Origin of the sequence: Wenjunlia vitaminophila DSM 41686 (genome assembly GCF_000380165.1) — a bacterium.
GTDB classification, from domain to species: Bacteria; Actinomycetota; Actinomycetes; order Streptomycetales; family Streptomycetaceae; genus Wenjunlia; species Wenjunlia vitaminophila.
The window spans coordinates 20,499-31,750 of record NZ_KB904679.1; the positions used below are offsets into that span (position 1 = coordinate 20,499).

Below are 11,252 nucleotides of genomic sequence, written 5' to 3' on the forward strand. Positions count from 1 at the left end.
CGTCGGTACAGCGGAAATCGACGGTAGAACGTAAGGTTCTTTATGCGACAAAACGCCCGGACCTGTGTGGTGGGCGTGCCCCACGCCACCTCGTCCTCGTTCACCCCCAGAGGTGACAACACCGGAGGTGCTCTTGACCGTGGCCCCGCCGGACAACGACGTGCTGTGGGCACGCGCGCTCGTGACGTCCTACCGCAAGCCCGGCGGCCGGACGGACGCCGCCGGTTCCCCCGCCCTGCGAGGCGTCTCCCTCGGGGTCGCGGACGGTGAGTTCCTCGCCGTGACCGGCCCCCGGGGCAGCGGCAAGTCCACGCTGTTGCACTGCCTGTCCGGACAGCTCGTCCCGGACGAGGGCGAGGTGTGGTTCCACAGCAGACCGGTGCACGCCCTGCCGGAGGCCGAACGGGAGCGGCTGCGCCGGGAGCGGTTCGGCTGGATCGCCACCGAGCCCCACCTCGTCCCCGAGCTGACCGCCAGGGAGAACGTGGCCCTGCCCCTGCTGCTCAGCGGTGTCCCCCGTCGAGCGGCCAAGGCAACGGCCCTGGAGTGGCTGGACCGCCTCGACGCCGCCGCCCACGCGGACCTGCGCCCCGACCGGTTGTCCCAGGCCAGCCGCCAGCGCGTGGCCGTGGCCAGGGCCCTGGTCACCCGGCCCAGCGTGCTGTTCGCCGACGAGCCCACCGCTCCGCTGCTCTACCAGACCGACCGGGTGCAGGTCCTGCGCACCCTGGTCGCCGTCTGCCGGTCCTCCGGCATCGCCGTGGTGATGGCCACCAGCGACGAGGAGGTCGCCGAGCAGGCGGACCGCACGGTGGCGCTGCGGGAGGGCCGTCGCTCGGGCGGGGAGTCCCGTCGCCCCGCGAAACCGGGTGCCGCGGTCCCCGCCTCCGCCACCACACCCCTGCCGAAGAGCGCGGACCGGTGTTCTGCCTCCGCCTAGCCCGCGGTTCCCGCCCCATCCCCCTGCTGCGCGGACTGCTCCTCGCCGTCGTCTCCGGCGGGGTGGGGTTCCTCCTGCTGGCCACCCTGACCCGCGCCCTCACCCATCCGGAGCAGACCACCCCGGCCATCACCCAACTGCTCTGGTGCCTGCTGCCTGTCGCGGCCACGGCCCCGCTCGCCGCCGCCTGCTCACGGCTCGCCACCGGGGGCAACCTGGACCGGAGCCTGGCCGCCAGCGGAAACGGCAGTCGCCGGCTCGCCGGGGTCGCGGCCACCGCCACCGCCCTGGCCGGCGCGTTCGGCAGTGCCCTCGCCCTGCTCGTCTTCCTGCCGCTCAGCGACACGGTCGTGGACCTCGTCGCCGACGAACGGGCCACGGCCCCCCGGACGCCGTCGCTGCCGCTGGCCGGCACCGTGACCCTGCTGTCCGTGGTCCCCCTGGTCAGCGCCGGGTCCGCGCTGGCCGCACACCGGTTGCGGCCGGGGCCGACCGGCCGGCGGGCCCCCGGCTCCCCACTGCCGTGGCGCTGGTTGCGCGACGGCGCGGCCGTGACCGCGGTGGGACTCGCCGTGGAACTGGGCGCCGACCGGCTCGGCCCCGGTCGGCAGATCGAGCCGCCGGGCGGACTGGCCCCGGTGCCGGTGGGGGTGCTGGTCGGGTGGACGCTGACGGTCACCGGGTTCGCCATGGCCGGTCCCGGCCTGATCGGGTTGGGCGGCCGTCTGCTGGCCAGCGTCCGGCCCGGGGTGCTGCGGCTGCTCGCCGGGCGCGGGCTGGAGGCCGACGCCGTACGGCTGGGTCACCCGATGGGGCTGGTGTGCGCCGCGGGCTGCGCGGTCCTCGCCGGCACCCGGCTGGCCCAGGACTCCGGCAGCGTGCGGCTGGAGCCGCTGACCGTGCTGGGTGCCGCCCTGATCCTGTTCTGCGTCGTCGCCACGGCGCTGACGGCCACCGCGCGGGCGCACCAGCTCAGGGCCGGCACCCGCGCCACCATGGCCGGGTTCGGCGCCCCTGCCTCGTTGCTGCGTCGCGCCGCCCTGCTCCGCGGGAGCGTGCTTGTGGGTCTGCTGGGGCCACTGACCTGGGCGGTCGCCGAACTGGCCGCGTCGCCGCTGCACTGACACCCGCGCGCCGGGCCCGGCGCCGCCGGAGCCGCCTGCTCACTGGGCACGGGGACGGGGTGTCACCCGATGTCCGAACGGACGAGCCGGTCAGCGCTCCGCGGCGGCGAGCTGGCCGCAGGCCCCGTCGATCTCCTGGCCCCGGGTGTCGCGCACGGTCACCGGCACCCCGTGGTTCTCCAGACACCGGACGAACTCCTTCTCGTCCTCCGGCCGGGAAGCGGTCCACTTCGACCCGGGGGTGGGGTTCAGCGGGATGAGGTTCACATGGACCCGGTGGTTGCGCAGCAACCGGCCGAGCAGGTCGGCCCGCCACGGCTGGTCGTTGATGTCCTTGATCAACGCGTACTCCACGGAGATCCGGCGCCCGCTGCTCGCGGCGTAGTGCCAGGCGGCGTCGAGCACCTCACGGACCCGCCACCTGGTGTTCACCGGCACCAGGGTGTCCCGCAGCTCGTCGTCGGGTGCGTGCAGCGAGACCGCCAGCCGCACCTTGAGCCCCTCGTCGGCGAGCCGGTACATCGCGGGGACCAGGCCGACGGTGGAGACGGTGATGCCTCGCTGGGAGAGCCCGAGGCCGTGCGGGTTGGGGTCGGTGAGCCGCCGGGTCGCCTCCACCACCCGGCGGTAGTTCGCCAGCGGTTCGCCCATGCCCATGAAGACGATGTTGCTGAGCCGGGCAGCCGAACCGACCGTGGACTCCGGGGCCCCGTCGCCGGTGGACACCGACTCCACCGCCCCGAGCTGGCCGTCCCGCAGCGCCCGCATCCCCGAGACGATCTGGTGCACGATCTCCGCGGTGGACAGGTTGCGGGTGAGCCCCGCCTGACCCGTCGCGCAGAACGGGCAGTTCATCCCGCAGCCCGCCTGTGAGGAGACGCACATGGTCACCCGGTCGGGGTAGCGCATCAGCACCGACTCGACCAGGGTGCCGTCGAACAGCCGCCACAGTGTCTTGCGGGTGGTGTCGTTGTCGCAGGAGACGTGCCGCACCACGGACATCAGCTCAGGGAACAGCTCCGCGGCGATGCGCTCCCTGGCGGCCGCGGGGACGTCGGTCCACTGCGCGGGGTCGTCCGCCAGCCTGGCGAAGTAGTGCCGCGCGACCTGGTTGGCACGGAACGGCTTCTCGCCCAGCGCGACCACCGCCTCGCGGCGCCCCTCGGGGTCGAGGTCGGCGAGGTGCCGGGGCGGCATGGCCCCGCGCGGGGCGGCGAAGGTGAGTTCTCCGGGTGCAGGCATGGTTCCTTCAGTGTCGCAGACGCGGCGGGGGGGCCGGGTCGGCGGCAGCGCCGACGCCGGTTCCCGGCGGCGCGGGGTCCCGCGCCGCCACGGGATCGGGCTACAGGAAGAGCACGAGGACCAGCCAGGCCACCGGGGCGGTGGGCAGCAGCGAGTCGAGGCGGTCCATCACACCGCCGTGCCCGGGAAGCAGCGCGCCCATGTCCTTGATTCCCAGGTCACGTTTGATCATGGACTCGCCGAGGTCCCCCAGGGTGGCGCTGCAGGCCACCAGCAGCCCCAGCACCAGTCCCTGCCACCAGCTTCCGCCTTCCACACCCAACTGCATGCACAGGGCGCCGGCGACCATCGAACAGCCGATGGCGCCGGCCAGACCCTCCCGGGTCTTGCCCGGGCTGATCCTCGGCGCCAACTTGTGCTTGCCGAAGCGGAATCCGAAGGCGTACGCGCCGGTGTCGCTGCAGACGGTCAGCACCAGGAAGGTCAGCACCCACCAGGCACCGTCGTCCTCGGCGAGCATCAAGGCGACGAACGTGGCCAGGAAGGGCACGTAGAAGGCGGCGAAGGTGCCCGCGGTGACGTCGCGCAGGTAGTCCTGCGGCGGGGCGGCCATGCGCCAGACCAGCAACGCCAGGACGGTCAGGCCCATCGCCGCCAGCGCCGCCTCCGCGCCCTGGACGTAGCCGGCGATCACCATGCCGGTGCCGCCTGCGGCGAGCGGGACGAGGGGGACGTTGGTCTGCTTGCGTTCGGCGAGCCGCGAGGTCAGCTCCCACAGACCCACCACGACCGCCACCACGATGACGCCGAGGAAGAACGCCTTGACGACGAACAACGACGAGATGATCACCACACCGAGGGCCAGCCCCACACCGATGGCCGCCGGGAGGTTACGCCCGCCCCGGTGCTTCTTCTGGGCCGGCGCGGAACCGGACGGCGCGGAACCGGACCCGGACGGGGTCGGAGCCGAACCCGGTGCGGGCGGCACGCCGTGAGCCGGCGGGGGGGACGGGGCGGGCGCGGCTGAGCGTCCGCGACGACCGTCTCGGGGCCCGGTCCCGTTGGCACCGGGCCGGCCCTGGGAGGCCGTGCCACGGGCATCGCCGGAACCGGGAGGCGGGACCGCGCCACCCTCCGCCGGCGCACCGTGACGACGGCCCCGCCGTGGCCGGTGGCCCTCCCCGTCGTCGTGGCCCGGCGGGCGCGGGGACTCGGCGGTGACCGGCGGCAGCACCGCCGTCTCCTCGACCGCCGCCGAGGTACCGACCTCGTCACGGAAGAACGGCCCGCCGGCCCGCCCGCCCGCGGAGCTGACGGCGTCCGTCTGGTGGCCTACGCCGGGCGGCTGGCCCGCCGGGCCCCACCGTCCCTCGCCGACGGGCGGGGGGGGCGGGGCCGAGTGCGTCCCCCAGCCGTGGTGAGCGGTCACGTAGGCGCCGTCGTGGCGGTCGGTGACGGGTGGCAGCGCCTGCGTTTGCTCCTGGTCCGCGGGGTTGACGTAGTACCTGGGCGCCCCCCGTTCGGAGTGGCCGTGCGGGGGGTGCGGCCCGGGGGCTGCCGGCGGCTGGTGAGGCCGCCGGTCTCCCGACGGAGTCCCCCAGGAAGACTCGTTCATCAGACCTCGAGGAGTTCGGATTCCTTGTGCTTGAGCAGCTCGTCCACCTGGGCCACGTACTTGTGTGTGGTGTCCTCGAGCTCCTTCTCGGCGCGGCGCACCTCGTCCTCGCCCGTCTCACCGTCCTTGACGAGCTTGTCCAGGGCCTCCTTGGCCTTGCGGCGGACGCTGCGAATGGCGATCTTCGCGTCCTCGCCCTTGCCCCTGGCGACCTTGATGTAGTCCCGACGGCGCTCCTCGGTGAGCTGGGGGAACACCACGCGGATGATCGATCCGTCATTGCTCGGGTTGACGCCCAGGTCCGAGTCCCGAATGGCCTGTTCGATGGCCCGCAGTGAGGACTTGTCGAACGGCGTCACCACGGCCATCCGCGGCTCGGGCACCGAGAACGACGCAAGCTGGTTGATCGGCGTCTGGGTGCCGTAGTACTCCGCCGTGATCTTGTTGAACATCGCCGGGTGCGCGCGCCCGGTACGGATGGCGGCGAGGTCCTCCTTGGCGACCACGACGGCCTTCTCCATCTTCTCCTCGGCCTCGAGGAGTGTCTCTTCGATCACTTCACAGCTCCCTGTCCCTTGCCCCTGCCCGCTGGTTCACCTGCACGATCTGCGAACGGCAGCGGATTGTCCATCCCGTCGCGCGGGCCGTGCGCCCGGCGCGGGCTCGTGCGGTCAGTCCCGGCCACCGTGATGGTTGACGAGCGTGCCGATCTTCTCCCCGCGCACCGCCCGGGCGATGTTGCCCTCCGTGAGGAGCTCGAAGACGAGGATCGGCAGTTTGTTGTCCATGCACAGGCTGATCGCGGTGGCGTCGGCGACCTTCAGCCCACGGGCGAGCACCTCGGCGTACTCCAGCGAGTCGAACTTCACCGCATCCGGGTTGTGCTTGGGATCCGAGTCGTAGACGCCGTCCACTCCGCTCTTGGCCATCAGCAGCGCCTCGGCGTGGATCTCCAGGGCCCGCTGGGCCGCGGTGGTGTCGGTGGAGAAGTAGGGCATGCCCATACCGGCGCCGAAGATCACAACGCGGCCCTTCTCCAGGTGCCGGATGGCCCGCAGGGGAATGTACGGCTCGGCGACCTGGCCCATGGTGATCGCTGTCTGCACCCGCGTCTCGATCCCCTCCTTCTCCAGGAAGTCCTGGAGGGCGAGGCAGTTCATCACGGTGCCGAGCATGCCCATGTAGTCGGATCGGGCCCGGTCCATGCCGCGGACCTGGAGCTGCGCACCGCGGAAGAAGTTCCCGCCGCCGATGACCACGGCGATCTGGGTGCCACCGCGGACCACGGCCGCGATCTGGCGGGCGATGGCATGGACGACGTCGGGGTCCACACCGAGGCCGCCTCCTCCGGAGAACGCTTCGCCGGAGAGCTTGAGCAGGACGCGGCGGTGGGTGCCGCCGTCCGTCGATTCGGCCTTAGCGGCATCGGGTTGCATGGACGTCTCCTCGTACACGTACGAGGAGGCCACTGCCGCGGGTTCCGGTCCGGTTCCCTGCACGGCAATGGCCTCCTCGCGTCACTACTGGTGTCGGCCGGGAAAGCCGACCGCCTTCGACCCTAGCGGGTGCCCGGCGGTCAGACGCCGACGCGGAAGCGGGTGAAGCGCTTCAGCGTCACGCCGGCCTCCTCAAGGACCTTGCTGACGGTCTTCTTGTTGTCCTTGGCGAACGCCTGCTCGAGCAGGACGTTCTCCTTGAAGAAGCCGTTGAGCCGGCCCTCGACGATCTTCGGCAGGGCGGCCTCCGGCTTGCCCTCCTCGCGAGCGGTGGCCTCGGCGATGCGGCGCTCGTTCTCCACCGTCTCCTCGGACACCTCCTCCCGGGAGAGGTACTTGGCCGGGAACGCCGCGATGTGCTGGGCGACGTCCTTGGCGACGACGGCCGTGACGTCGTCCGGCACGCCCTCCTGCGCCAGCTCGACCAGGACACCGATCTGCGGGGGCAGGTCGGGGCTGGTCCGGTGCAGGTAGGAGGCGACGTACCCGTCGTCGTACTGGGCGAAGCGGCTCAGCACGATCTTCTCGCCGAGCGTGGCGTTGGCCTCGTCCACGAACGCCTGGACGGTCTTCCCGGCCTCGATCTCCGAGGCGAGCAGCGCCTCGATGTCGGCGGGCTTGGTGGCCGCCACGTGCTTGGCGATGGCGTTGGCGACATCGACGAACCGGTCGCCCTTGGCCACGAAGTCGGTCTCGCAGTTCAGCTCGACCAGGACACCGGTCCTGGCGTCCTCGAGCAGGGCGACGACAGCCCCGTTGGAGGCGCTGCGGCCCTCCCGCTTCGCGACGCCCTTCTGGCCCTTGACGCGCAGGATCTCGACGGCCTTCTCGACGTCGCCCTCGGCGTCGCCCAGCGCGTTCTTGCAGTCCATCATGCCGGCGCCGGTGAGCTCGCGCAGCTTCTTGACGTCGGCGGCGGTGAAGTTCGCCATGGTCTGTGTGTCTCTTCTCGAATGTCGGTGGATACCGGGGAACGGCGGGGGCCAGGTGCGCCCCCGCCGTCGGATGCCGTACGGCGCCCGGATGAACCCGCGTTCGCGGGGACTACGCCTTGTCGCCCTCGGCGGCGGACGCCTCGGCGGGCTTCTCCCCCGCCTCGGCCTCGGCGGCACCGGCCTGCTGGGGCTCGTCGACCTTGGCTTCCTCGGTCTTGGCCGCCTCGGACTTGGCAGCCTCGGCCTTGGCCGCCTTCTCGCCCTCGAGGAGCTCGCGCTCCCAGTCGGCCAGCGGCTGGTCGGCGCCCGGCTCCACCTTGGTGTCACCGGTGGCGGCACCGGCGCGAGCGATCAGACCCTCGGCGACGGCGTCGGCGATGACCCGGGTCAGCAGGGTGACCGAACGGATCGCGTCGTCGTTGCCCGGGATCTTGTAGTCGACCTCGTCGGGGTCGCAGTTGGTGTCCAGGATCGCCACCACCGGGATGCGCAGCTTGCGCGCCTCGCCGACGGCGATGTGCTCCTTCTTGGTGTCCACGATCCACACCGCGCTGGGGACGCGCTGCATGTCCCGGATACCACCGAGGGTGCGCTCGAGCTTGTCCTTCTCCCGCTGGAGGACCAGGAGCTCCTTCTTGGTCATGCCGGAACCGGCCACGTCCTCGAAGTTGATCTCCTCGAGCTCCTTGAGGCGCTGCAGCCGCTTGTGCACCGTCGAGAAGTTGGTGAGCATGCCGCCCAGCCAGCGCTGGTTCACGTACGGCATGCCGACGCGGGTGGCCTGCTCGGCGATGGCCTCCTGGGCCTGCTTCTTGGTGCCGACGAAGAGCACCGAGCCGCCGTGGGCCACGGTCTCCTTGACGAACTCGTAGGCGCGGTCGATGTACGACAGCGACTGGAGCAGGTCGATGATGTAGATGCCGTTGCGCTCGGTGAAGATGAACCGCTTCATCTTCGGGTTCCAACGGCGGGTCTGGTGCCCGAAGTGGACGCCGCTTTCCAGCAGCTCCCGCATCGTGACGACGGCCATGGCCGTCCTCCTATTGATGTTGCGCCCCGTGGTGCTGGGGGCTTCTTCCCGGTTTGCCCACGGCGGCCGGGTGACCACCGTGCCTGTCGCCCCGATCGCGCCGCGCCGTGGGAACCGTGGTTCCCCAGGACCGAGAGCGCTACCACCGCTGGGGCTGGAGGGGCCTTCGTCAGCGGTGGCGGGGCGTGCGAAGTCGATCCGGACAGCCGGATCGCCAAGGGAAGTGTACGGGACCGGTTGAGCGCCGAGCGACTGGCCGGTTGGGGCGGAACGGGTGGCGTCGCCGGGGGGCGCGGACAGTTATCCACAGGGCAGGCTCAAGATCAGCGCCTGTCGGTGGGAATGGGGCATCGTCGAGGCACGAGGCAGACCGAGGCGGGACCCGGGGGGCGGGGGACGACATGGGCTCGGCGGTGGGCAAGGGCTGGACCTGCGCGTTGGGGAGGCTGGTGGCGGCGCTGTTGGCGGCGGTCCTGTGGCCCGGGCCGGGAGCGGCGCGTGCGGTCGGCGGCGACGCTGATGCCGCGGAGAGACCACCGACGGCCTCGAGCGGCGCCACGTCTGCCGGTGCCCGGTGGGCCGCTGCCCAGCGGGCCGCCACCGGCACACCGGGGATGGTGGCTCCCCGGCCTGGTGGCCTTGGGCTGGCCGGTCCGGGGATGGCGCGCCCGGGGATGGCTGACGGCCCGGGGGGAGGTCGAGGTGGGACGGAAGGCGAGCTCCTCGCCCGGCCCCACCGGGGCGTGGTCGACCAGGCGGGTGACGCGTCGGGCGCACCGCACGGTGCCGGGGTCTGGCCGGTGGGTGGGCCGGGGAGGCCGCCGGTGCTGCGTGGGTGGGAGCCACCGGCCACCCCCTGGGGCCCCGGCCACCGGGGGGTGGACCTCGGCGCCGCGGCCGGGGACCCGGTGCGGTCGGCAGCGGCGGGCACCGTGGTCTTCGCGGGGGACGTCGCCGGGCGCGGAGTGGTGACAGTGGAGTTGGCGGGCAGCGGGCGTCCGGCGCTGCGCACGACCTATGAGCCGGTGTTGGCCACGGTCCCGGAGGGGGCCAGGGTCGCGGCCGGGGCCCGGGTGGGGACGGTACAGCGCGCCGGCACGTCGCACTGCGCGGCCCGGTGTGTGCACTGGGGCCTGCGGCGCGGCCCCCGGTACCTGGACCCGCTGTCGCTGCTGCCCGCGAAGCTGCGCCGGGGCGGGCCCTCCAGGTTGCTCCCGGTCTTCGGTGTGCCGCCACCCGGTGGCACGGCCGGCGAGCCGGTGCGGGAGCGCCGGGGGTGGCCGGCCGCGGTGCCGCTCGCGGCTGGCGCACTGGCCACCCGGCCCCGGCGTCGCGGGCCCCGCGCCGTCACCGGAGGCAGACGCCGTTCCTGGCCATGGCCACCGCGGCGTCGATGATCTGCTCGGTGTCCTCCGCGGCGCCGCCGAGCTCGATGCGACGCACCGCCGCGTCGACCACGCCCTGGAGCAGGGCGGCGGTCAGCCGGGGCTGCTCGTGCCCCAGCGCCCCCAGCGCGTCGACCACCAACGCGACGAGCTGGCCGTGGGCGGCACGGATCTTCTCCCGGGCTCCTTCCTCGAGCTCTCCCGCCGAGATCGCGACCACCGCGCGGTGCCGCTGGTCACCGACGAGCGCGAGCTGGCCGCGTACGTACGCCTCGACCTTGCCCTCGGCAGTGGCCTCGAGGCGCATCGCCGCCTCCACCTCGGCCGCCCAGACCGGGAAGTCAACCGCGCACAGCTCCTCGACCACCTGGGCCCTGGAGCGGAAGTACTCATAGACGGAGGACCGGGCGAGCCCGGTGCGCCGTGCGAGGGCGGGGAAGGTCAGGGCCTTGCCGCCGCCCTCGGACAACAGCGCCCGTGCCGCGTCCAGCAGGGCGTTGCGCTGCATGGTCCGGTGCTCGGCCACCGAGGCCGCTCGAATCTTCGGCACGGTCTCCACTCTACGGAGCCCCGCACCCCCCAGCCAGGGCAACTCGAACACCCATGCGGCCCTGGCGGCGTGGGTTCCGGGTCACCCCGGGCGAGTCCGGGCGGCGCCATGCCGGTCACCGGCCCGAGTCCGCCAGCTTGGCCCGCAGTTGGAACACGGCCTTGGTGTGGATCTGGCTGACGCGGCTCTCGGTGACGCCGAGGACCTGCCCGATCTCGGCGAGGGTGAGCCCCTCGTAGTAGTAGAGCGTGACCACGGTCTTCTCCCGCTCGGGGAGGGTGTTGATCGCGCGGGCCAGCAGGCGCCGCAGCTCGCGGTCCTCGGCGACCTCCACCGGGTTGTCAGCGGCGGTGTCCTCCAGGGTGTCGACCAGGCTCAGCCGGTCCCCTGCCTCGGTGCCGACGTGCAGCAGCTCCTCCAGGGCCACCACGTTGGCCAGGGAGAGCTGGCTGAACACCGCGTGCAGCTCGTCCAGCGAGATGCCCATCTCCTGGGCCACCTCGGGCTCACTCGGGGTGCGTCGGAGCCTGGCCTCGAGCGTGGCGTAGGCACGCTCCACCGCACGGGCCTTCTGGCGCACCGAGCGTGGGATCCAGTCCAGGGCGCGAAGCTCGTCGATCATCGCCCCTCGGATGCGGCTGATGGCGTACGTCTCGAACTTGATGGAGCGCTCGGGCTCGAACTTCTCGATCGCGTCGATGAGTCCGAACACACCCGAGGAGACGAAGTCGGCCTGCTCCACGTTGGCAGGCAGGCCCACGCTCACCCGCCCCGCGACGTACTTCACCAACGGTGAGTAGTGCAGGATCAACTGCTCACGCAGCCGCGCGTCGCCGCTGGACTTGTAGGCGCTCCACAGCTCGGCGAGCGCCGCCGTCTCACGGGTGGTGGTCGCGGCGGACGTGTGGTCAGGCCCCGAGGTGTGCTTGGGCATG

Annotated in this window: 11 protein-coding genes; 3 read left to right on the top strand and 8 right to left on the bottom strand. The window is 72.5% G+C overall.

All coding sequences use genetic code 11. The annotated features are described in order from the left end of the window. Window positions 1–127 precede the first annotated feature (127 nt). Window positions 128–940 carry an ABC transporter ATP-binding protein gene (locus A3IG_RS30070; RefSeq protein WP_018384735.1) on the top strand — a complete coding sequence of 271 codons (813 nt, stop codon included), beginning with the start codon at window positions 128–130 and terminating at the stop codon, window positions 938–940. Beyond that, entirely contained in the window at window positions 922–2,064 is a 1,143-nt protein-coding gene (locus A3IG_RS0116760; protein WP_018384736.1) for a hypothetical protein, read from the top strand. Before A3IG_RS30070 ends, A3IG_RS0116760 begins: the two co-directional genes overlap by 19 nt. A 90-nt stretch (window positions 2,065–2,154) precedes the next feature. Here the strand turns inward: A3IG_RS0116760 and rlmN are convergent, their stop codons facing one another. The 6 genes from rlmN to rpsB form a co-directional block, all read right to left on the bottom strand. After that, the gene (rlmN, locus tag A3IG_RS0116765; protein WP_018384737.1) at window positions 2,155–3,306 is read right to left on the bottom strand and encodes a 23S rRNA (adenine(2503)-C(2))-methyltransferase RlmN; all 1,152 of its coding nucleotides are present in this window, start codon (window positions 3,304–3,306) and stop codon (window positions 2,155–2,157) included. Between the two features lie 100 nt (window positions 3,307–3,406). Beyond that, entirely contained in the window at window positions 3,407–4,537 is a 1,131-nt protein-coding gene (locus tag A3IG_RS35260) for a phosphatidate cytidylyltransferase (RefSeq protein ID WP_407701030.1), read from the bottom strand. A gap of 383 nt (window positions 4,538–4,920) precedes the next feature. Next, window positions 4,921–5,478, bottom strand: coding sequence for a ribosome recycling factor (gene frr / locus A3IG_RS0116775; RefSeq protein WP_018384739.1), 558 nt, complete (start codon window positions 5,476–5,478; stop codon window positions 4,921–4,923). Between the two features lie 114 nt (window positions 5,479–5,592). Beyond that, window positions 5,593–6,357 (bottom strand): UMP kinase, encoded by a 765-nt coding sequence (gene pyrH / locus A3IG_RS0116780; RefSeq protein WP_026220343.1) that lies wholly within the window; start codon window positions 6,355–6,357, stop codon window positions 5,593–5,595. Window positions 6,358–6,497: 140 nt separating this feature from the next. Next, a complete protein-coding gene (gene tsf / locus A3IG_RS0116785; RefSeq protein WP_018384741.1) occupies window positions 6,498–7,349 on the bottom strand; it encodes a translation elongation factor Ts in 852 nt (283 codons plus the stop codon). Between the two features lie 112 nt (window positions 7,350–7,461). After that, the gene (gene rpsB / locus A3IG_RS0116790) at window positions 7,462–8,382 is read right to left on the bottom strand and encodes a 30S ribosomal protein S2 (RefSeq protein ID WP_018384742.1); all 921 of its coding nucleotides are present in this window, start codon (window positions 8,380–8,382) and stop codon (window positions 7,462–7,464) included. A gap of 824 nt (window positions 8,383–9,206) precedes the next feature. On the opposite strand from rpsB, the gene A3IG_RS0116795 reads away from it, so the two are divergent. Continuing rightward, a complete protein-coding gene (locus tag A3IG_RS0116795; protein WP_322887997.1) occupies window positions 9,207–9,779 on the top strand; it encodes a murein hydrolase activator EnvC family protein in 573 nt (190 codons plus the stop codon). Here A3IG_RS0116795 and A3IG_RS0116800 read toward each other — a convergent pair. Together A3IG_RS0116800 and whiG are read right to left on the bottom strand one after the other, a co-directional pair. Further along, window positions 9,730–10,293, bottom strand: a complete 564-nt coding sequence (locus A3IG_RS0116800; protein WP_018384744.1) for a TetR/AcrR family transcriptional regulator — start codon at window positions 10,291–10,293, stop codon at window positions 9,730–9,732. The two genes, A3IG_RS0116795 and A3IG_RS0116800, sit on opposite strands and share 50 nt — an antisense overlap. A gap of 139 nt (window positions 10,294–10,432) precedes the next feature. Then, the gene (whiG, locus tag A3IG_RS0116805) at window positions 10,433–11,251 is read right to left on the bottom strand and encodes an RNA polymerase sigma factor WhiG (RefSeq protein ID WP_018384745.1); all 819 of its coding nucleotides are present in this window, start codon (window positions 11,249–11,251) and stop codon (window positions 10,433–10,435) included. Window position 11,252 lies beyond the last annotated feature (1 nt).

Coding starts and splice junctions, on each gene's coding strand:
- rlmN (WP_018384737.1), bottom strand. CDS start 3,306: ATGCCTGCACCCGGAGAACTCACCTTCGCCGCCCCGCGCGGGGCCATG.
- pyrH (WP_026220343.1), bottom strand. CDS start 6,357: ATGCAACCCGATGCCGCTAAGGCCGAATCGACGGACGGCGGCACCCAC.
- tsf (WP_018384741.1), bottom strand. CDS start 7,349: ATGGCGAACTTCACCGCCGCCGACGTCAAGAAGCTGCGCGAGCTCACC.
- rpsB (WP_018384742.1), bottom strand. CDS start 8,382: ATGGCCGTCGTCACGATGCGGGAGCTGCTGGAAAGCGGCGTCCACTTC.
- whiG (WP_018384745.1), bottom strand. CDS start 11,251: ATGCCCAAGCACACCTCGGGGCCTGACCACACGTCCGCCGCGACCACC.